The sequence below is a fragment of the Streptomyces sp. genome (assembly GCF_031181705.1).
In the GTDB taxonomy this organism is placed as follows: Bacteria; Actinomycetota; Actinomycetes; order Streptomycetales; family Streptomycetaceae; genus Streptomyces.
On sequence record NZ_JAPSKN010000066.1, the window covers coordinates 4565 to 23622 of the forward strand.

The 19058-nt window shown below is 74.1% G+C and carries 20 protein-coding genes and 1 pseudogene; 9 read left to right on the top strand and 12 right to left on the bottom strand.

Features of this window, described 5'->3' with window-relative positions; genetic code table 11:
- Window positions 1–73: 73 nt before the first annotated feature.
- The 3 genes from RIN80_RS14885 to RIN80_RS14895 form a co-directional block, all read right to left on the bottom strand.
- Complete coding sequence (locus RIN80_RS14885) at window positions 74–949, bottom strand: hypothetical protein (protein WP_309096086.1); 876 nt, start codon at window positions 947–949, stop codon at window positions 74–76.
- A 247-nt stretch (window positions 950–1196) separates the two neighbouring features.
- Window positions 1197–1394, bottom strand: a complete 198-nt coding sequence (locus RIN80_RS14890; RefSeq protein ID WP_309096062.1) for a DUF397 domain-containing protein — start codon at window positions 1392–1394, stop codon at window positions 1197–1199.
- Complete coding sequence (locus RIN80_RS14895; protein WP_309096063.1) at window positions 1378–2217, bottom strand: helix-turn-helix transcriptional regulator; 840 nt, start codon at window positions 2215–2217, stop codon at window positions 1378–1380. The genes RIN80_RS14890 and RIN80_RS14895 overlap by 17 nt, the downstream gene beginning before the upstream one ends.
- 114 nt (window positions 2218–2331) lie before the next feature.
- Between RIN80_RS14895 and RIN80_RS14900 the strand changes: the two are divergent.
- Together RIN80_RS14900 and RIN80_RS14905 are read left to right on the top strand one after the other, a co-directional pair.
- Window positions 2332–2523 (top strand): annotated as a pseudogene (locus RIN80_RS14900) (hypothetical protein); the annotation flags it as partial.
- Between the two features lie 170 nt (window positions 2524–2693).
- The gene (locus RIN80_RS14905; protein ID WP_309096064.1) at window positions 2694–3203 is read left to right on the top strand and encodes a DUF6624 domain-containing protein; all 510 of its coding nucleotides are present in this window, start codon (window positions 2694–2696) and stop codon (window positions 3201–3203) included.
- Between the two features lie 9 nt (window positions 3204–3212).
- Here RIN80_RS14905 and murQ read toward each other — a convergent pair whose 3' ends face one another.
- Window positions 3213–4145: an N-acetylmuramic acid 6-phosphate etherase gene (gene murQ, locus RIN80_RS14910; protein ID WP_309096065.1), complete on the bottom strand. Its 933-nt coding sequence runs from the start codon at window positions 4143–4145 to the stop codon at window positions 3213–3215.
- A 46-nt stretch (window positions 4146–4191) separates the two neighbouring features.
- Entirely contained in the window at window positions 4192–5127 is a 936-nt protein-coding gene (locus RIN80_RS14915; RefSeq protein WP_309096066.1) for a MurR/RpiR family transcriptional regulator, read from the bottom strand.
- Between the two features lie 55 nt (window positions 5128–5182).
- Between RIN80_RS14915 and RIN80_RS14920 the strand changes: the two genes are divergently transcribed.
- Both RIN80_RS14920 and RIN80_RS14925 read left to right on the top strand, forming a co-directional pair.
- Window positions 5183–5566, top strand: a complete 384-nt coding sequence (locus RIN80_RS14920; protein WP_309096067.1) for a hypothetical protein — start codon at window positions 5183–5185, stop codon at window positions 5564–5566.
- 7 nt (window positions 5567–5573) lie between these two features.
- Window positions 5574–5861 carry a DUF4031 domain-containing protein gene (locus RIN80_RS14925; protein WP_309096068.1) on the top strand — a complete coding sequence of 96 codons (288 nt, stop codon included), beginning with the start codon at window positions 5574–5576 and terminating at the stop codon, window positions 5859–5861.
- Here RIN80_RS14925 and RIN80_RS14930 read toward each other — a convergent pair.
- Complete coding sequence (locus RIN80_RS14930; protein ID WP_309096087.1) at window positions 5831–6886, bottom strand: GNAT family N-acetyltransferase; 1056 nt, start codon at window positions 6884–6886, stop codon at window positions 5831–5833. The two genes, RIN80_RS14925 and RIN80_RS14930, sit on opposite strands and share 31 nt — an antisense overlap.
- Window positions 6887–6920: 34 nt before the next feature.
- Window positions 6921–7583 carry a hypothetical protein gene (locus RIN80_RS14935; protein WP_309096069.1) on the bottom strand — a complete coding sequence of 221 codons (663 nt, stop codon included), beginning with the start codon at window positions 7581–7583 and terminating at the stop codon, window positions 6921–6923.
- Between the two features lie 47 nt (window positions 7584–7630).
- Here RIN80_RS14935 and RIN80_RS14940 point away from each other — a divergent pair, with 47 nt between their 5' ends.
- On the top strand, window positions 7631–8311 hold the full coding sequence (locus tag RIN80_RS14940) for a maleylpyruvate isomerase family mycothiol-dependent enzyme (RefSeq protein WP_309096070.1): 681 nt from the start codon (window positions 7631–7633) through the stop codon (window positions 8309–8311).
- Between the two features lie 109 nt (window positions 8312–8420).
- Window positions 8421–9113: a copper homeostasis protein CutC gene (locus tag RIN80_RS14945; RefSeq protein WP_309096071.1), complete on the top strand. Its 693-nt coding sequence runs from the start codon at window positions 8421–8423 to the stop codon at window positions 9111–9113.
- A gap of 13 nt (window positions 9114–9126) precedes the next feature.
- Here RIN80_RS14945 and RIN80_RS14950 read toward each other — a convergent pair whose 3' ends face one another.
- Window positions 9127–11166, bottom strand: coding sequence for a UvrD-helicase domain-containing protein (locus RIN80_RS14950; protein ID WP_309096072.1), 2040 nt, complete (start codon window positions 11164–11166; stop codon window positions 9127–9129).
- A 269-nt stretch (window positions 11167–11435) separates the two neighbouring features.
- On the opposite strand from RIN80_RS14950, the gene RIN80_RS14955 reads away from it, so the two are divergent.
- Window positions 11436–11624, top strand: a complete 189-nt coding sequence (locus RIN80_RS14955; RefSeq protein ID WP_309096073.1) for a hypothetical protein — start codon at window positions 11436–11438, stop codon at window positions 11622–11624.
- A gap of 16 nt (window positions 11625–11640) precedes the next feature.
- On the opposite strand, the gene RIN80_RS14960 is transcribed toward RIN80_RS14955, so the two are convergent.
- Window positions 11641–13284, bottom strand: coding sequence for a DNA repair helicase XPB (locus RIN80_RS14960; RefSeq protein ID WP_309096074.1), 1644 nt, complete (start codon window positions 13282–13284; stop codon window positions 11641–11643).
- 181 nt (window positions 13285–13465) lie between these two features.
- Here RIN80_RS14960 and istB point away from each other — a divergent pair, with 181 nt between their 5' ends.
- The gene (gene istB, locus RIN80_RS14965; protein WP_309096075.1) at window positions 13466–14683 is read left to right on the top strand and encodes an IS21-like element helper ATPase IstB; all 1218 of its coding nucleotides are present in this window, start codon (window positions 13466–13468) and stop codon (window positions 14681–14683) included.
- On the opposite strand, the gene RIN80_RS14970 is transcribed toward istB, so the two are convergent.
- From RIN80_RS14970 to RIN80_RS14980, 3 genes are all read right to left on the bottom strand, one after another.
- Entirely contained in the window at window positions 14661–14843 is a 183-nt protein-coding gene (locus RIN80_RS14970) for a hypothetical protein (protein ID WP_309096076.1), read from the bottom strand. The two genes, istB and RIN80_RS14970, sit on opposite strands and share 23 nt — an antisense overlap.
- A gap of 108 nt (window positions 14844–14951) precedes the next feature.
- Entirely contained in the window at window positions 14952–15083 is a 132-nt protein-coding gene (locus RIN80_RS14975; RefSeq protein WP_309096077.1) for a hypothetical protein, read from the bottom strand.
- Window positions 15084–15249: 166 nt separating this feature from the next.
- Window positions 15250–17787: a helicase C-terminal domain-containing protein gene (locus RIN80_RS14980; protein WP_309096078.1), complete on the bottom strand. Its 2538-nt coding sequence runs from the start codon at window positions 17785–17787 to the stop codon at window positions 15250–15252.
- Between the two features lie 152 nt (window positions 17788–17939).
- Here RIN80_RS14980 and RIN80_RS14985 point away from each other — a divergent pair, with 152 nt between their 5' ends.
- Complete coding sequence (locus RIN80_RS14985; protein WP_309096079.1) at window positions 17940–18935, top strand: hypothetical protein; 996 nt, start codon at window positions 17940–17942, stop codon at window positions 18933–18935.
- Window positions 18936–19058 lie beyond the last annotated feature (123 nt).

Consider the following 19058-nt stretch of genomic DNA (forward strand, 5'->3'; position numbering starts at 1 on the left):
GGCCCGCCGAAGATCCGTCCTCACCTCGTGCAGCTTGGCGTCCGGGGTGTCGGCGGTGAGGGCCTCCCCGTGCTCACCGAGGAGCCGGAGGGCGCGGCCGAGTGCGGTCAGCTGGGCGTGGTTCATGCCGTCCATTGTCCTTGGTCGGCGGATTCCGCTCCCGGCGGCGTTGGTCCATCGCGGCGCGGATGCGGGCCGCGTGGTCGTGTACGGAGGGGGCGGGCAGGGGTGCGGGGGGTTGCGCGGGGGCGCTTTCGCCCCGGCAGGCGCTGCAACGCCCTCCCGGCAGGGACTCCGGGCGGCCCGGGGCGCCGCAGTTCGCGCACTCCAGGACCCGCAGGGGCGGGCGTGGGGCCGATGGGGGCGGGAGCTTGCCGGTCAGGCGGGTGCGGACCAGGGCGGCGGGGTGGTGCACCGGTGTCGGCAGGCCGGCCGTGAGGGCGTGCAGGACGTCGCCCTCCGAGGCGCCCCGCTCGAACCACTGCGTCACCAGCGGGGCGAGCGCCGCGCAGTCTGCCTGGGAGAGCGACAGGGCCGGTGCCGTGCGGCCCAGGGCGGCCAGGAGGATGTGCGCCCGTGAGCGGGTGGGGCGCTGCGGTTGCCTCGGTACGTCGCCGCGCGTGAAGGCCGCCCACCAGTCGTCGTCCCGGGCCGTGCGGGACCACCACGATCGGGTGATCCAGCGGGAACTGCCGTCGTCGGCCGTGACGCACTCCCGGCCCCGGCGCAGGTGACCTGCCTGCTGGAGGCGGTTGAGGGCGGTGCTCAGGGCGCACTGGCCGTACGGGAGGTGTTTCGCCAGCGTCTTCACCGAGATGTCGGCGCCGTCGGGGAGGCGGTCGAGGTACGCGGCGATGGCGGCTTCGCGGGGTGGGAGGTGGGCGAAGTCGTCTGATGCGGCGCGGAGTTGGTCGGGAGTGGAGCGCTTGCCGTAGCCGGGGTTGGCCATGGGGTGCGCGGACGGGAGGGCAGCACTAAAGTGGGCTTCAGCCATGGGATCGGCGCTTCGATCTCGTAGGTAGGCCCCCGCAGGTGTTGGCGCACCGGGCGGGGGCCGTTGCTTATGCAGGCACGTTAGAGGTACGTGACTGTCCGTGGCAAGCCGAACGCTTCGCGTCAACTCGCCGGGCGGGAGGGCGGGTTGAGGCCCTCCTCCCAATCCTTGAAAAGAGGGCTCGAAGCCCGGGTCCCGAAGCTCAGGCCGTCTCGTCCTTGAGGTTCGCGACGAACGCGGCCCAGGCGGTGGCCCGGAACACGAGCTTCGGGCCGTGGGGGTTCTTGGAGTCGCGGACGGGGACGACGGTGGTGTGACCGTCGGCTACTTCGAGGCAGTTGCCGCCGCTGCCGCCGCTGTAGCTGGACTTGTGCCAGCGGGCCTCAGTGATGCTCCTCATGGGCGTAATCCTCCGCCATCGCCTCGATGACGGCCAGGGAGTTCTTTGGGGAGAGCGCGCAGGCCGTGAGGAGCTGGTAGGTGAACTTCTGGTGCTTGATGACCACCGGGTCGTCGTCCAGCCGTCCGGTGCCAACGCCTTCGAAGTAGACCAGCGGTGGGGCGTCCTCGAAGTCCATCAGCTTGACCGAGCCCTCCATCGCGGGATGCGCTCCCACGTCGAACGGCAGCACCTGGACGATGGCCCGGCCACGGCGGCCCAGGTCCGCGAGATGGCGTAACGCCTCTGCCATCACCCCGGGTCCCCCTGTCACCCGCCGGAGTGCGGATTCGTCAAGCACCGCCCACAACAAGGGCTCTGTTGGATTGCTGAGCAGGCGGGCGCGCTCGATCCGCGCGGCCACGAGTTCCTCGATCTTCTCCTCGGGAGCCGTCGGCTGATAGGCCCGGCAGACGGCCCGCGCGTAGTCGGGCGTCTGAAGCAGGCCGGGGATCAGGAGAGGCGCGTACTCCCGGATCTCGGTGGCCTGCACCTCCGCTTCCGCCGCCTCCGCGAAGTGCTCCGGATACCTCGACTTCGCCGCCGCCCCGCAGTGCCGCTGGAAGAAGTCCTCCGTCCCCAGCGCCTCGTCCAGCAGACGCGCGTACTCCCGCTGCATCCTGCGCGTGCCCGCCTCCAGCTGCCCGATGAACGAGCCGCTCACGAACAGCCGCTGGCCCAGTTCCTCCTGGCTGAGGCCGGCCTTCTCGCGGGCGTGGCGGAGTTCGGCGCCCAGGAGGGCCCGCGGGGAGGAGGACGGGTCGAGGTCCCTGGGTCCGGGCATGGGCAACTCCCTGTCGTACACATCGGGTTGTTGGACCGCCGTGTATGGCCAGGTTAGAGGCGGCTCGGACACGCTGGGTGGCGCATCGCAAACTCAGCGTGGAGGTAGGAGAACGTGCGCTCGACCGAAGAGATCGTGGAGTCGCTGCGGGACGCCCTCGCCGCAGTCGGTGTCGTGCTGCCGTCCCTGTGCGTCGACCCCGTCACGGCTGCGAGCGACGAGCCGTTCGCCCTGGTCGATCTGGGGCGGTGCAACGTACGGACGGCCGAGCATCTGACCGAGGTGCTGCGGTCGTTGCCGGTCGGGGAGACGTTGCGGGCTCGTGTGCGGCAGGTCAACCGGGAGGCGGGCAAGCGGGCGTAGATCCAGTATCCCCTCTCCGGAGGGTGGCTGTCGCCGTGCTCCGGAATGATCTTTTCGAGCCGAATGCGGCTTTAGGGTCTTGTCAACCAGGCTTACTAATAAGGGAGTTGGACATGACCCGCGATCTGACGGCCCTGGCGGACGAGCTGACCGCCATGGCCGCCGCCGAGCACCGGATGGCCGTGGCCGGGGCCGCGCACAGCGAGGACCGGGCCGAACAGCTGGCGTGGCGGCGGCTCACCGCCCGGCACGGGGACCGGCTGAGGGAGATCATGGACGAGGTCGGCTGGCCCACCGCCGCCCTCGTCGGAGAGGACGCGGCCCGGGCCGCCTGGCTCGTCGCCCAGCACGCCGACCGGCAACTGGACGTGCAGCGGCGGGCCCTGCGGCTGATGGAGGAGGCCGTGGCGGCGGGGGAGGCCGGTGCCCGCGAGCTGGCCTTCCTGCGGGACCGCACGTATGTGAACGAGGGACGTGAGCAGGTCTACGGCACCCAGATCGCCGGCGTCACGGAGGACGGCTCGCCCATCCCCTGGCCGTGTGCCGAGCCCGAGCGCGTGGACGAACTGCGCGCGGGCGTCGGCATCGAGCCGTTCGACGAGTACGTGGCCCGATATCGCTGATCCCCGGGGTCAGTCCGTCGCTGCCAGGGCCGCCCGCAGGTGTCCGTCCGACTCCTCCAGCAGGCGGGCCGCGGTCGGGCCGTCCACGTCGGCCAGGATCGTCAGGATCGCGTTCTTCACCTCGCCGTCGGTGGCGGCCAGGGCCCGCTCGATCTCCTCGTCGCCGGCGCCGGTGGCGAGGGCGACGATGCGGTGGGAGCGGGCGCGGAGCTTGTCGTTGGAGGCGCGGACGTCGACCATCAGGTTCCCGTACGTCTTGCCGAGCCGGATCATCGTGATCGTCGACAGCATGTTGAGGACGAGCTTCTGCGCCGTTCCGGCCTTCAGGCGCGTGGAGCCGGTGAGGAGTTCGGGGCCGACGACGATCTCGATGCCGTGCTCGGCGGCCGCCGCGAGCGGGCTGCCGGGGTTGCAGGACAGGCCGACGGTGAGGCAGCGGCGGTCCCGGGCGTACTCGACCGCGCCGATGGCGTAGGGCGTGCGACCGGACGCCGAGATGCCGACCACCGTGTCGTCGGGGGTCAGCCCGAGGGGCTCCAGATCGGCCCGGGCCAGCTCCCGGGAGTCCTCCGCGCCCTCGACCGAGGTGACCACGGCCCCCGGACCGCCCGCGATCAGGCCGACGACCCGGGAGGGATCGGTGTTGAAGGTGGGCGGGCACTCCGAGGCGTCCAGGACGCCCATCCGGCCCGCCGTACCGGCGCCCGCGTAGACCAGGCGGCCGCCCCGGGCCATCCGCCGCGCCACGGCGTCGATCGCGGTGGCGATCTCGGGCAGCCGGGCCGCCACCGCCCCGGCGACGGTCGCGTCCTCGCCGTTCATCAGCCGCGCGATGTCCAGGGTGGGCAGCCGGTCGATGTCCGCGAGGTCCGGCCGGAAGGCCTCGGTGGTCAGGGACTCCAACTCTGCTCGGACGTCACGGGGGTCGGAGGTGGAGGTCATGGACGGCTCTTTCCGTGTCTTTCCGGTGCTGGGCGGGGCGGCTGCCTCAGGAGCGATGCCGGTGGGCCAGCGCCTCGTACGACGCCGACAGCGCCGGCGCCGCCGTCCCGTACGTCCGCTGCGCCACCCCCACGAACAGGCAGTCCACCACGAGGAGCTGGCCGGTCCGGGACGACATCGCCGCCGGGCGCAGCTCGCTCTCGCGTGCGGTGGACGTGGTCAGGACGTGGTCGGCGTACTGCGTGACCGGGCCGTCGGGGCGGCCGGTGATCGCCACCGTCGTCGCCCCGCGCTCGAAGGCGACCCGCAGCGGCTCGATGACGTCCCCGGTCGACCCGGAGTGCGTGATGGCGATCGCCACGTCGCCCGCGCGCAGTTGCACGGCGTTGGTGACGGCCAGGTGCGGGTCGCTGTGGGCGTGCGCCACCATCCCTATGCGCAGCAGCTTCTGCGTGAGGTCCTGGGCGACCAGCCCGGAGGCCCCGACCCCGTACACATCGGTGCGGCGGGCGCCGGCCAGGGCGGTGACGGCGGCGGCCAGCTGGACCGTGTCGAGCCCGGCCGCGGTGTCGGCGAGGGTCTGCTGCTCGTCGTAGGCGAGTTTGGCGACCACGTCGGCGATCGGGTCGTCCACCGCGATGTCCGTCGTGATGGCCGGGGCGCGGCCGGACTGCTGCTGGGCGGCGAGCCCGGCGAGGGCCAGGCGCAGGTCCCGGTAGCCCGGATAGCCCAGCAACCGGGCGGTGCGAACGACGGTCGCCTCGCTGGTGCCGGTGAGCTCGGCGAGGCCGGTGACCGTGAGGGCCGCGCAGCCGGCCGGGTCGCCCGCCACGGCCTCGGCGACGCGCTGCATGGAGCGCGTCATCGACGGGGCGAGTGTGCGGACCTTGGCCGCGAGGGCGGCGGGAGCGGGCGGGGTGCCACCCGTGCCGCCCGGACCACCGCGCTCGCCGGCGAAAATTTCCTTCACTCTGCGGGTCACCCCTGAAAGATATTTTCGGCTCGGCGTCGCGGTCAAGAGTGCGCACAATGGGGGCATGGACCCCATCAGCCCTCTGGAGCAGACGCTGCACGCCGCGCGCGCCCTCGTGCTCGCCGACCTCGTCGCGGGACGCGTCGCCGACGCCGACGTCGTGTCGCTGGTGGAGCAGTCCATCACGCAGCGGCGATGGTGGGTCGAGCAGTGGCCGGAGGGCGCGCGGTTCGTCGCCGGCCTGGTCGCGCAGGACGTCCAGGACGCCCTGCTGGAGCGGTACGGCCGCTGGCCGCTGTGCCCGGTGTGCGGCACGGGCGAGCCGCACGCGCTGGACGTGGAACCGGAGTTGGGGCCCGACCCGCACTGGGTGTGCACCGCGGCCGGGGTGAAGGTCGCGGCCGTCGGAGCGCTCGGCGAGGCCCTCGGCGGGCCTGCCGCCTCGTGAGACCGGCGTGACGATCTACATCGACCCGCCCACCTGGCCCGGCCACGGCCGTCTCTGGTCCCACCTGGTCAGCGACGTCTCCTACGACGAACTCCACACCTTCGCCGCCCGCGTGGGCGTGCCCCGCCGCGCCTTCGAACGCGACCACTACGACATACCCGCCCAGCGGTACGCGGAGGTGGTGGCGGCCGGGGCCGTGGAGGTCAGCAGCCGCGAGGTGGTGCGGCTGCTGCACGGCTCGGGGCTGCGGCGGCGCAAGGGGCGCTACCGGTCGCCGGACACGCCCAGTTCGTAGGTCAGGTGCTCGGGGTCCTCGGCGACGCGGGTGAACCCGGCCCGGGCGAGGACGTGCTGCGAGGGCAGGTTGCCCGGCTCGACGTTCGCGACGACGACCCGCGCCTCCGGCCGGGCCAGCGCCCAGGACGACAGCGCGCGCAGGGCCTCGGTGGCGTAGCCGTGGCCGCGGGCCGCCTCGACGAGGTCGTAGCCGACCTCGACCCGGCCGGCCTCGTCCGGGACGCCGTGGAACCCCATGGCGCCGAGCGCGCGGCCGTCCTCCCGGCGGACCAGCACGTACATGCCCCACTCCGGCCGGTGGACGCCGTCCTCGTACTGCTTGTACACCAGCCCGGCGCCGACCCGGGTGCCCTCGGCCGGCCCGCCGTCCAGCCAGGCGAAGCCGCCGTCACCGACCGTGGACAGATCGGTGGCCGCCGCCGGGGTGACGCCCTGGAGGGTGAGCCGCTCGGAGCCGAGGACCAGGTTGTTGCTCCACCGCCACTCGGTGACGGGCGCGCGTCCGGGCAGCTCGCCGCGGCCGGTGGCCCACAGCAGGGTCCGCCAGGGGGTGGGGCCGGGCTGGACGTGCGGGAAGATCCGGGTGAGGACGAAGTCGCACAGCGCCGGGTCGGGTTCGTAGGTGACGCCGAGCCCCTCGGCGATGTCGTGGGTGTGCAGCAGCACCTCGGCCACGCCCATGGCGGCGAACCCCTCGCGGTTCGCGCCGCGGAACGGGTACGGATGGAAGGCCCGCACCTCGCGCGGGGTGGTGCGGACGGCGGCGGCCAGCAGCGCGCCCGTCGACGCGATCACCCGCAGCGCGCCCGCGTTGTCGGTGCCCTCCTCCAGCGACAACTCGAACGGCGAGTACCCGTCCTGCTCCCGGCCCGCCAGCTGCCCCGCGTACGCGATGAGGTCCTCGGCGATGTGCACCGCGGTCTCCCGGCAGCTCCACTCCAGCCGCCCGGCCCGCACCCCCGTCCAGTCCCGCCCGGCGACCTCCCCCAGCACGCCCACGCACTCCGCGACGGCCTGTTCCACCTGTTCCGCGCCCGTTGCCCACATGGTGGGCAGGCTACGAGGGATCGTGCGCGGGGAGCGACAGCATTTCCAGCTCGGCGGTGAGGTTGTAGCGGGCCGTCGCCTCCCAGCGCTCCGCCCCGTACGGGGTCCGGAACAGCCGGGGCAGGGCGAGGAGTTGGCGCAGGATCCCGGCCCGGCCCGTGCGGAAGGCGTCGTTCGGGACGAAGTGGTACTCCGCGCGGACCGCGGTCGTGTACGCGGCGTACGCCGACGGGGGCGAGGCGAGGACCGCCAGGTCGGCGTCGCACAGGACCTGGCCGTCGGGGTCGTCGTCCGCCGGGTCGTGCGTGACGGTGAGGCGGACCAGACGGGCCACCTCGGCCGTCCTCGCGTCGGGCACACCGGCTTCCGCGAGGGCCCGTTCGGCGAGCCGCGCGGAGCGTTCCTCGTTCTCGGAGCGGTCGGGCAGGTAGACCGCGTCGTGGAACCAGGCCGCCAGCCGGACCGCCTCCGGGTCGCGCGCGTACTCCTCCAGGACGTCCACGCGGTCCAGTACCGCCGCCAGGTGCTCGACCGTGTGGTAGCGGCGCTGGGGCTCCTGCCAGCGGCCGAGCAGGTCCTCGGCGTACGGCGCCGGGTCGGGGCCGCCGGCCGGCCCCCGGGCCGCTTCCAGGGTGCGGGCGAAGCGGGTGCGCAGGGTGTCGAGATCGGCCATGGGGTCATTCTCCCGCCGACCGGGGTGGGGCACCTAGCGTGGGGTGCATGACGACTCCTGCCGATGTGCACGACGTACGTGACCCCGAGCAGCCCGGCCGGCTGCTCACGATCGAGCGTGACGCGCTGATCCCGCTGCTGCGGGGCAGGGCCGAGGAGGACTTCGCGCGGCCCGTCGCCGCGTGCCCGGGCTGGACGGTGCGGGACGTGCTGGCGCACTGCTCGGCCGCCCTGACCCGGGTGGCGGAGGGCAGGTTCGAGCCGGGCGTGTTCTCGCCCGGGTCCAACGACCGGGACATCGCCGAACGGGCCGGCTGGAGCGACGCGCGGATCGTCGACGAACTGGAGCGCGGGATGACCGAGGCCGGGCCGGTGATCGCCGGGGCGGACGGGAAGCTGGACGGCCTCGCCCTGGGGGAGTGGGTGCACGCCGGTGACGTGCGCGAGGCCCTCGGGGAGCCGGGCGCCTACGGCGGGGCCGGGCTGCCGGACGCGCTCGCCCTGCTGGCCCGGCTCACCCGGGAGCGGGGGCACGTGCCGCTCCACGCCGACCTCGACGACCTGGACGAGCCGCTGCGGCTGGGCGAGACCGGTGGGGAGCGGCCCCCGGGCCGGTTCATCGGGGACGGGCCGACCCTGGTGCGGCTGTACGCCGGGCGGCCGGTGGACGGGGCGCCCGCGTTCGAGCTGGCCGGGGTGGAGGCGGCCGAGCTGAACATCTACGGGTGAGGTCCCGGGCCCCCAAGGGTGCTTGGCAGCCGGCCGGAGTGGGCAGCGTAGTCTTTGATTGGACTAGACCTGTCGTCGAACGCCGACGCCATGCCGACGAAGGGGCCCCATGAGCAAGCGTGCAGTCCTGGAGGTGATCGCCCTCGGGGTCGAGGACGCGGTCGCCGCACAGGCGGGCGGCGCGGACCGCCTTGAACTGGTGACCGACATGGCGGCCGACGGGCTCACCCCGCCGGCCGCGACCGTCGCCGGGATCCGGCGTGCCGTGGACATCTCCTTGCGCGTGATGATCCGGCTGGCGGACGGTTTCGCGGCCGGGGACGTCGACCGGCTGGCCGGCGTGGCCGCTGAGCTGCGCGAGGCCGGGGCGGAGGAGTTCGTGCTCGGGTTCCTCGACGAAGGGGGCTCGGTGGACCTCGCGGCCGTGGAGCGGGTCGTCGCGGCGCTGGACGGCTGCCCCTGGACGTTCCACCGGGCCATCGACCGGGCCGCCGACCGGGAGGCCCTGCGCAAGCAGCTGGACGGGATGCCGGGACTCGACACGTATCTGACGGCCGGGTCGGCGGACGGGGTCGACGGCGGGCTGCCGGTGCTGCTCGCGGAGGCCGGGCGGGCCGGGGAGCCGGGCTACGGGCAGCAGTTGCTGGTCGGAGGCGGGCTGCGGCTCGACCATGTGCCGGTGCTGCGCAAGGCCGGGGTCGACGGGTTCCACATCGGCGGGGCGGCTCGCCCCGGGGGCTGGGACGAGCCGGTCTCCGCCGAGGCCGTCGCGGAGTGGCGGGCCGCGGTGGACGCTTGCTGAAGGTTGCCCGGCGCTAACCGAGTTGCTCCGGCAGGGGGGCCGCGTGGGTCACCGTCAGGCCCGAGACCGCTCGCGTGAGGGCCACGTACAGGCGGCGCAGGCCCGTGCGCTCGTCGGGTTCGCCGTCGACCACCGCGCTCGGCTCGTCCAGGACCACGTAGTCGTACTCCAGGCCCTTCGCCAGCGACGCCGGGACCAGGGTCAGCCGCGTGTCCCGGGTGGTCTCCTCGCCGGGCCCGAGGTACGGGATGCCGGCCGCCGTCAGGGCCGCGGCCAGCTCGGGCACGCGTGCGTCGGCCGCGATCAGGCCCGTCGAGCCCTCGTGGCGCAGCGACTCGCGGCACGCGGCGACCACGTCGTCGGTCCCGGAGACCCGCCGGACCTCGAAATGGCCCGGGTTCTCCCGGATCGACACCACCGGCGTCAGGCCCGGGGCGATGTGCGGGAGCAGGCGTGAGGCGTAGGTGATGACGTCCGTGGGCACGCGGAAACCGGCCGTCAGCTCCTCGATCACGGCGTCCTGCTTGCCCAGGTGGGCCAGGGCCTCCTGCCAGCTGCGCGTCGCCCACGGCGTGGTGCCCTGCGCCAGGTCGCCGAGGACCGTCGCGCTGCCCGTGGTGCAGCGGCGGCCCACCGCCCGGTACTGCATGGGGGAGAGGTCCTGCGCCTCGTCGAGGACGACGTGGCCGAGGGAGTGCGTGCGCTGGACCAGGTCGGTGGCCTCGTCGATCAGCACGGCGTCCGCGGTGCTCCACCGGGCCGACTTCACGCTGCGCGCCGGCTTGGCCCAGAGGATCGCCTTCTGCTCGTCCGCGTCGAGGAGGCCGTCCGCGTGCGCGGCGAGGAACTCCGCGTCCGACAGCAGCCGCAGCACCAGTCTCGCCGGGTCGACGGCCGGCCAGATCGCCTTGACCGCCGCCTTCACCGCGCTGTTGCGGGCCACCGCGTCCTGCACGCGGTCGTCCGGCGCCTCCCCCGAGCGTTCCATCTGGACCAGCACGGCGTGCGCGATGCGCTGCGGCAGGGCCTCGCGGGCGGCGCCGTAGCGGATGTCGCGGTCCAGCAACTCGCTGACGATCGCCTCCAGTTCGTAGGCCGGGACCCGCCAGCGGCGCGAGCCGCGCACCACCACGACCGGCTCGGTGGGCGGCGTGACGTGGGAGTAGAGGGCCCTGCGCAGCACCTCGGCCATGCGGGCGTCGCCCTTGACGACGGCGGCCGTGGCGTCGTCGGTGCCCTTGATCTCCACGTGGGCGACCAGGTCCTCGACGGTGGCCTGCTGGACGGTCAGCTCGCCCAGGGCCGGGAGGACCTGCTCGATGTAGTGGAGGAAGGACCGGTTCGGCCCGATGACGAGGGTGCCGGTGCGGGCGAGGCGCTCGCGGTGGGCGTAGAGCAGGTAGGCGACCCGGTGCAGGCCGACGGCGGTCTTGCCGGTGCCGGGACCGCCCTGCACACACACCGTGCCCGACAGACCGGACCGGACGATCTCGTCCTGCTCGGGCTGGATCGTGGCGACGATGTCCCGCATCGGGCCGACACGCGGCCGTTCGATCTCCTGCTGGAGCAGCTTGCTGGTGCGGGCCGCCTCGCCCGGGTCCGAGAGGTGCTCGTCCTCGTAGGCGGTGAGGTCGCCGCCCGTGTAGCCGAAGCGGCGGCGCAGCGCGATGTCCATCGGGTGCTTCTTGGAGGCCCGGTAGAACGGCTGCGAGACCGGGGCGCGCCAGTCGATGACCATGGGGTCGCCGTCGTGGTCGTGCACATGCCGCCGCCCGATGTAGAAGCGCTCCCCGTCCGCCCCCTCGGCCCGGTCGCTCCCCGGCGCGTGCAGGTAGTCGAGCCGGCCGAAGAACAGCGGGGTGTCGCTGAGGTCGGCCAGGGCCTTGACGCGCTCCTCGATCTGGCGGGCCAGCACCTGCGCGTTGACCCAGTTCGCGCTGACGTCGCTGATGTCGAGGGCTTCGACGTCCTCGCGCATGGCGCGCAGGGCGGCGCGGGACGCGGCGAGGTGGGAGCGCTCACGCGCGAGCGGGTCGTCGACGGGCGTGGACAAGGGGGTGCCTCCGGAAGGACCTGCTGAAGGAAGGACGGTGAGATGCCGGCCGGTTTCCGTCCGGTCGGCGGCACTCCGTGGAGGGAGGCGGGCAAGAGCGGAGATTGTAGGGGAGCGGGGCCGGTGCGCGCGAACGGTTTCCCGTCCCCTAGGGGACGGCGCCCTCCTTCCCGGGGGGCCCGCGTCAGCCCGCGGGCGTACGCGGGCCCCCGGCAGGTTCGGTCCCGAGACCGACGCGGGTCTTACGGGGCGAAACGCACCATGGAGACATGAGCGCAGCAACCATCCACCCCGCCCCGGCACCGGGCCGCCCGCCCGGCGCCACCGCCGTGTCCGGCAGTCACCGCCACCTCCTCGGCGACGCGCTGCGCGCCGTCCGGGTCTTCGCGGGCGCCGCCTTCGACGTGGTCATCCTCGGTGAGTACGGAGAGGAAGTCGGCCTGGTCCGCCGCAAGTGACCGGCCCGGGCCGGTGTCAGTTCTCCGCGAGCAGCTCGTCCGCGTCCATGATCCGGTACGCGTACCCCTGCTCGGCCAGGAAGCGCTGCCGGTGCGCGGCGAAGTCCTGGTCGATGGTGTCCCGGGCGACCACGGAGTAGAAGTGCGCCTGGTGGCCGTCCGACTTGGGCCGCAGCACCCGGCCGAGGCGCTGGGCCTCCTCCTGCCGTGAGCCGAAGGTGCCCGAGACCTGGATCGCCACCGTCGCCTCCGGCAGGTCGATCGAGAAGTTGGCGACCTTGGACACCACCAGCACGCTGATCTCGCCCTCGCGGAAGGCGCCGAAGAGCTTCTCCCGCTGCGCGTTCGACGTCTCGCCCTTGATCACGGGCGCCCCGAGGTGCTCGCCGAGCTCGTCGAGCTGGTCGATGTACTGGCCGATCACCAGGATCTGCTGCCCGGCGAAGCGGCGCACGATCGCCTCCGTGACCTTCCGCTTGGTCGCGGTCGTCGCACAGAAGCGGTACTTCTCCTCCGCCTCGGCCGTGGCGTACGCCAGCCGCTCGGAGTCCGTCAGATTGACCCGGACCTCCACGCAGTCGGCGGGCGCGATGTAGCCCTGCGCCTCGATCTCCTTCCACGGCGCGTCGAACCGCTTGGGCCCGATCAGGGAGAACACGTCCGACTCCCGGCCGTCCTCCCGGACCAGGGTGGCGGTGAGGCCGAGCCGGCGGCGTGCCTGCAGATCGGCGGTGAACTTGAAGACCGGCGCGGGCAGCAGGTGCACCTCGTCGTAGAGGATCAGCCCCCAGTCACGGGAGTCGAACAGCTCCAGGTGCGGGTAGACGCCCTTCCGCCGGGTCGTCAGCACCTGGTACGTGGCGATCGTGACGGGCCGGATCTCCTTCCGCGTCCCGCTGTACTCGCCGATCTCCTCCTCGGTGAGCGAGGTCCGCTTCACCAGCTCGTGCTTCCACTGCCGGGCGGAGACCGTGTTCGTGACGAGGATCAGTGTCGTCGACTTCGCCTGGGCCATCGCCCCGGCGCCCACCAGGGTCTTGCCGGCACCGCAGGGCAGGACGACGACGCCCGAACCGCCGTGCCAGAAGTTCTCCACCGCCTGCTTCTGGTACGGCCTGAGCGCCCAGCCGTCCTCGGCCAGCTCGATCGGGTGCGCCTCGCCGTCGACGTACCCGGCGAGGTCCTCGGCCGGCCAGCCCAGCTTCAGCAGCGTCTGCTTGATCTGGCCGCGCTCGGAGGGGTGCACGGCGACCGTGTCCGGGTCGATCCGGTTGCCGACCAGCGGCGCGATCCGCTTGGACTTCAGGACCTCCTCCAGCACCGGGCGGTCCGTGGTCGTCAGGACCAGGCCGTGCGCCGGGTGCTTGGAGAGGGTGAGGCGGCCGTAGCGGTCCATCGTCTCGGCGACGTCGACCAGCAGCGCGTGCGGCACCGGGTAGCGGCTGTACTGCACGAGCGCGTCCACGACCTGCTCGGCGTCGTGACCGGCCGCGCGGGCGTTCCACAGGCCCAGCGGGGTCACGCGGTAGGTGTGGATGTGCTCCGGCGCCCGCTCCAGCTCGGCGAACGGCGCGATGGCCCGACGGCAGTCGTCGGCCTGCTCGTGGTCGACTTCCAGGAGCAGGGTCTTGTCGGACTGGACGATGAGAGGTCCGTTCAACGCGGGTCCCTTTCTGGAGGCGGCACCCTGGCGGTGAGTGCCCGGCCAAACGTCCAGTGTGCCTGATCGTCGGCGTCCGGCGGTGTGACGTGCGCGTCCCGGAGACGACTCCGGTCGTACTGAATGCCTATTCATCCCAACGTGTGGTGTGAATTCAGTTTTTCCGGGGCGGCCCCGAAGAATGGCGCGGGTGCAGAACACGCCGACCACCACGCTCGGATACGCCCTGTTCGCCACCCGCTGGCTCCAGGCCCCGCTGTACTTCGGGCTCGTGGCCGCCCAGGGTGTCTACGTCTACAAGTTCTTCAAGGAGCTGTGGACCTTAATCCTCATGTGCGTGGGCGGCCACGCCAGCGAGACGTACGTCATGCTCGCCGTGCTGAAGCTGGTCGACGTCGTCATGATCGCCAACCTGCTGATCATGGTCATCGTCGGCGGCTACGAGACGTTCGTCTCCCGCATCGGCCTCCAGGGCCACCGCGACCAGCCCGAATGGCTCTCGCACGTCAACTCCAACGTGCTGAAGGTCAAGCTCGCCACGGCGATCGTGGGCATCTCCTCGGTGCACCTGCTGCAGATGTTCGTGGACGTCCACCACACCTCGCAGCACGCCCTGCTGTGGGGGACGGTGATCCACATGGCGTTCATCTTCTCGGCCGCGATCCTCGCCTACATGTCCGGGCCGATGGCCGCGCACGCCGACCGCGGGCACGCGGCCCGGCCGCCCGTGGAACGCACCCGGAGCGAGCCCGCCCCCGAGCCCCGGCCCGAGACCGCGGCGGCCGCGCCGTCCGTGCCCCGGCAGCCCGACCCGGACGGCGAGGCGGAGGCCCGGATCCGCGCCGCCGGCTTCCCGGCCCGCAAGCTGCTGGAGGACTTCGACGAGCGGCACCCGCGGGGCTTCGACCGGGAGACCGTGGCCCGGCTCGGCAAGGCGGAGTTCGTCTCGGCCCGGCGCAACGTGGTCTTCGTCGGCCCGCCCGGCACCGGCAAGACCCACCTGGCCGTCGCCCTGGGCGTGCGGGCCTGCCAGGCCGGGCACCGGGTGCTGTTCGCGACCGCGGCCGAGTGGGCCGCCCGGCTGGCCGACGCCCGGACCGCGGGCCGGCTCGACGCGGAGCTGGCCGCGCTCGACGATCACCCCCTCCTGATCGTCGACGAGGTCGGCTACACGCCCTTCGACCCCGACACCGCCGGGCTGCTGTTCCGGCTGGTCGCGCACCGCTACGAGCGCGCCTCCCTGATCGTCACCAGCGACCGCCCCCTCGGCCGCTGGAACGAGGTCCTCGGACCGTCCGCCCCGGCGATGACGGACCGGCTCGCCCACCACGCCGAGATCGTGCGGCTGGACGGCGAGAGCTACCGGACGCGGCACGCTAGCGCAGCATGGGCAGACTGACGTTCTGGATCAGCGGGCCCTCGATGGTGACCCCCTCGGTGACCAGCGGCTCGGCGGCCGGCAGCGGCAGGGGCAACCCGCCGGCGGCCGCGGCGGAGGGCGCGAGCACGCCCACGAGGGCGAAGGCGGTGAGGGCGACGGCGGGCAGCTTTTCACGCATCGGACGACAGGGCCTTTCTGGAGACGACGGAACAGGGCCTTCCGAGGAGACCGCCGCCGCGGGCCGGCCCACGGACGCGGGGACCGGCCCGACGGGCGCGGGAGCCGGTCAGATCTGCGGCGTCTCCAGGACGAGGCCGGCGATATCGATGCTCACCGCGGAGGCCGGAGTGGCCAGCCCCCCGAACGTCATCAGGGCGGCGGTGGCCAGGACGGCGGCGACTCGACGAACAGCGCGCATGCTGGGAGTTCCTTTCTACAGCGCTCACAGGGACACCCCGTGGCTGCCCCCGGGCACCCGGCGGGATGCGGCGCGCCCGGCAACGTCGCCCGAGCGTGGGACATCCCCGGCGTGGCGTGCATGAACGCCGGCGTGCACCCGAACGGGTGAGAGGCCCGGCGGGCCGTCAGCCCGCGTCGTCCGCCAGCTCCGCCACCCCGGTGATCCGGTGCACCGGATACGTGCGGACCTCGTCCGCGGTGTGGTCGTACGCCGTGACGAAGCCGCCCTCCACGCGGATCGGGGCGATGACCCGCTGGCTGGCGGCGCCCTCGGCGTTGACGTAGCCGATCCACAGGGCCTCGCCGGTGAGCACGGCGGCCTGCAGGGTGGCGAGGGTCTCGGCGGAGTCCGTGCGCGGCAGCGCCCCGTCGGCGGCCGGGGCCGTGCCGGGCTTGCGCGGCGTGGTGGAGGCGAGGTCGCCCGCGCGGATGGCCCGCAGCGCCGCCGCGAGGAGGGTGTCGTCGGGCACGGGCGGGCCGTCCGGGACCGGCTCGGGCGCGGAACGCGGCGGGGTGCGGTGGGCCAGCGCGCGGGTGATCAGCACGTCGCCCTCGGCGGACTCGGCGGCCGGCGCGAACCCCATCGCCCGCAGCCCCGCCAGGAGCCCCGCCGGGTCGGCCTGCGCGGCCAGCACGGTCGGGGCGAGCCGGCGCAGCCCGAGGCCGGCCGCCCGCTTGTCGGCGAGGATCTCGCCCAGCATCGCGTCGTCGTCGCAGCGCACGTACGCCGAGGCCGCGCCCACGCGCAGCTGCCCGTGCCGGCGGGCCACGTCGTCGATGAGGTACGACAGCGGCTGCGGCACCGGCGTACGGGAGTGCGCCGCGAGGAAGGCGTGCAGGTCGGAAGCGGTCTGCCCGGCGTCGAGGGCGCGCCGCACCGACCCGGGCGTGAACCGGTAGACCGTGGCCCCGCCCTTGGACTCGACGTCCGCCAGCACGCCCAGCATGTCGGCCAGGGGCCGCTCCAGGGGCCCGGGCGCCACCGCCGTGAGGTCGGCCTGGAGCAGCACGTGGTCCAGCGGCTCGGGCAGCAGGGGCGCGAGCAGCCGGGCCGCCGCGGCCGAGGCGACGGCCTGCTCGGTGGAGGACAGGGGCGTGAGCGGGGCGCTGCGGTGGTGGTGGACGGGCAGCTTGTCGCCCGGGCCCGAGGGCTCCGGCTCCGGGCCCTTCGCGGGAGCCGGGGGCGCGCCCAGCAGGGCCCGGCCGTGGGCCGACAGCGCGCCCCGGCCGGTGACGCCGAGCAGCTCCGCCTCGGACAGCGTCCAGCGGGCGAGCCGGCCGCGCAGGTCGTCCTCGGGCCGGGCGCCGCGCAGGGGGCGCTCCCAGCGCAGCCGGGCCAGCACCGACTCGGGGTCCGGCGCGGCGCCCTCCGGCAGCGCGGCCAGCAGCGCCAGCACCCGGTGGCGCACCTCCGGCGCGGCCGACCGGTCGAGGCCCGGGCCGAGCGCGGACAGCGTCCGGTCCTTCGCGTCCCGCCCGCCGACCAGGCCGGCCGTCCTGGTCGCCGCCAGCCACGCCGTGACCAGGCGGGACCAGCGCTCGGCGGGGGGCTGCTCGCGCCACTCGTCGTAGGCCGGTGTCGCCGCGAACCGCTCGTCGGCCGCGCCGTCGGAGGCGATCAGGCCCGCCGCGTACGCCAGCTCCACCCAGAACGCGGCGACCGGCTCCGGCACGTCCAGGGCGACGGCGGTCCGCTTCAGGTCCCGCACGCTCAGGCCCCCGGCCCGCAGCACCGCAGGCCCGCCCTCGTCCCAGTCCTTCAGCAGCTCCTCGACGGTCACGAGCGCCGTGTACGCCTGTCCGGCCGCCGTGCTGTCCACAACCTGTGGACGGTGCGCCGCGGCCGCCTCCACCACCGGCGGCACCGGCTCGGGCGTCCGGTGCGCCAGACCCCGGCGCAGATGCAGGGCCACCTCGCGCGGCAGGACGACCGTCCCGGGCGCCGTCGGCAGCAGCAGCCCGCGGTCCAGCAGCCAGCGCAGCCGGGGCGCCGGATCGGCCGTGACCTGCCCGTACGGCGGCCCCCACACCAGCCGCTCCAGTACTTCCAGGGAGTCGGCCGGGGCCTTCGCGAGCAGCGCGGCCATCCGCTCGCGGTCGCCGAACAGGCCGGTCAGGGCGGTCACCGCGGAGACGGAGTCGTGCGTGGAGGGCAGCCCGGCCGTCGTGACGATCTCCTGGATCCGCCCCGGGGACATCCCGGCGGTGGCCTCCTGCACGGTGGGGCCGAGCCCCGTCGGCGAGGGGTGCTGCGGCGAGGGCGCCAGCAGCTCACGGGCGGTGCGCACCAGCCGCAGCCGGTCGTCGCCGCCCCACACCAGGGCCTGCTCGCGCAGCGCGTGCACGGCGCGCGGCAGGGCGGCCACGACGGCCGGGTCGGCCGCGTCGCCCGCCATGAGGGCGAGCAGTTCGTCGTAGGTCGCCGGGTCCGCCGCCACGGCCAGCGCCTCCGCCGTCTGCAGCGTGAACCGGTCGAGACGCTCCAGGGCCCGCACCACCGAGGCGCGCGTGCCGGCCCGGGTCGCGAGCTGGGTGAGGTCGGTGGGCACCGGCGTGATGAGATCCGGTCGGCTGCGCAGGAGCGCGGCCAGCGCGGCATCGCCCCGCGCGCGGAGCGCTTCCGCGAGGGAGCGGGGGGCCACAGGCCTGTCCTCGGTGCTCATCCGGTCCACGGTAGCGGGTCGCCTCCGGCGGCCGGGCCGACTGTGCGCCGCCTCGCACCCGGACGCCCCACGGCCTTTTGGAAGGGGCACCGCTCCTCGCGGTACCGTCGTGCGACGGCGTCACGCAACGCACCCGCCCCGGAGGGGACTTCGTGGGGATTGAGAGCGACCAGGTCGTTTACGAGTATCTGAGCCGCGTCGGCGACGTGGCCCAGCAGCGGCAGTTGTCGTCGGCCACCCGCATGCGCCTGGTCGCGGACCTGCGCAACGAGATCGACCGGCGCCGCGCCAGGGCCACCGTCGACTCGCCGGCCGCCGTCCGCCGCATCCTGACCCGCCTGGGCAGCCCCGACGAGGTGGTGACGGCGGCGGCGGACGGGCGGGAGCCGCAGGGCGCCGCCGCCCCCGCCGCCGTGCCCGTGCAGCCCGACCGCGCACCGCGGGGCCGGGAGCGGCCCCGGGGAGTCGTACGGCGTGTCGTGCCGCGTCCCCGCCCGGCGGGGCCCGCCGAGGAGGCCCAGCCCGCGCGTTCCGACGGCCCGGCGCCACCGCACCTGGCCGCCGGGCACGAGCTCGGGGACAGCGCGGTCCAGCCGGACTGGTGGCGGGTGGACAGCAGCCCCTTCGGCGTGGGGGACGAGGTACCGGGCTTCGTGGGCGGGGTGGAGCTGCCCGACCTGCTGAAGCCGCCGCCACAGCGGAAGGCGGGGCCGGAGCCCGCCTCCGCCGTCGAGGCCGTCGAGGCGGCCGAGCCGGTGGAGGAGGCCGGGCGGAAGGGCCGCCGCCGGCTCCCGGGCCTGCCCGCCGCCGGAAGCTGGAGCAACCCGCTCCTCCTGGGCGCCGCCGCCCTGCTCGTCGCGGGCGCCGTCGCCGGCAACTGGTTCGTGCTCCTCCTCGGCTGGCTCATCGCCTACGCCTCGCGCCGCCTGACCCCGGCGGAGACGAAGTGGGCGGTGGTGATCCTGCCGAGCACGGCCGTGGCCGCGGGCCTGGTGTGGCTCTGGGGCAGGATGGACGGCCGCTGGGGCGAGCCGATCGCCGAGGGCGCCATGAACGACGCGGTGGCGCAGACCTGGCCCTGGGTGGTGCGGGGCGCGGCCGTGACGTCGGCGCTGTTCCTGATCTGGCGTTCCCAGCGCCGCCGCTAGGTGTGCGCCCGCTCACGGGCGGGCGTCTGCCGTTCACACCGGCTGGGCACAATGGCCCATATGGCATTCACCGTCGGCTTCGACCTCGACATGACCCTCATCGACTCCCGTCCCGGCATCCGC

Bases quoted from the DNA above. Each gene is read 5' to 3' on its own strand.
- RIN80_RS14885 (WP_309096086.1), bottom strand. From the start codon at position 949: ATGGCCAACCCCGGCTACGGCAAGCGCTCCACTCCCGACCAACTCCGC.
- RIN80_RS14890 (WP_309096062.1), bottom strand. From the start codon at position 1,394: ATGAGGAGCATCACTGAGGCCCGCTGGCACAAGTCCAGCTACAGCGGC.
- RIN80_RS14895 (WP_309096063.1), bottom strand. From the start codon at position 2,217: ATGCCCGGACCCAGGGACCTCGACCCGTCCTCCTCCCCGCGGGCCCTC.
- RIN80_RS14905 (WP_309096064.1), top strand. From the start codon at position 2,694: ATGACCCGCGATCTGACGGCCCTGGCGGACGAGCTGACCGCCATGGCC.
- murQ (WP_309096065.1), bottom strand. From the start codon at position 4,145: ATGACCTCCACCTCCGACCCCCGTGACGTCCGAGCAGAGTTGGAGTCC.
- RIN80_RS14920 (WP_309096067.1), top strand. From the start codon at position 5,183: ATGGACCCCATCAGCCCTCTGGAGCAGACGCTGCACGCCGCGCGCGCC.
- RIN80_RS14935 (WP_309096069.1), bottom strand. From the start codon at position 7,583: ATGGCCGATCTCGACACCCTGCGCACCCGCTTCGCCCGCACCCTGGAA.
- RIN80_RS14940 (WP_309096070.1), top strand. From the start codon at position 7,631: ATGACGACTCCTGCCGATGTGCACGACGTACGTGACCCCGAGCAGCCC.
- RIN80_RS14945 (WP_309096071.1), top strand. From the start codon at position 8,421: ATGAGCAAGCGTGCAGTCCTGGAGGTGATCGCCCTCGGGGTCGAGGAC.
- RIN80_RS14955 (WP_309096073.1), top strand. From the start codon at position 11,436: ATGAGCGCAGCAACCATCCACCCCGCCCCGGCACCGGGCCGCCCGCCC.
- istB (WP_309096075.1), top strand. From the start codon at position 13,466: ATGGCGCGGGTGCAGAACACGCCGACCACCACGCTCGGATACGCCCTG.
- RIN80_RS14970 (WP_309096076.1), bottom strand. From the start codon at position 14,843: ATGCGTGAAAAGCTGCCCGCCGTCGCCCTCACCGCCTTCGCCCTCGTG.
- RIN80_RS14975 (WP_309096077.1), bottom strand. From the start codon at position 15,083: ATGCGCGCTGTTCGTCGAGTCGCCGCCGTCCTGGCCACCGCCGCCCTG.
- RIN80_RS14980 (WP_309096078.1), bottom strand. From the start codon at position 17,787: ATGAGCACCGAGGACAGGCCTGTGGCCCCCCGCTCCCTCGCGGAAGCG.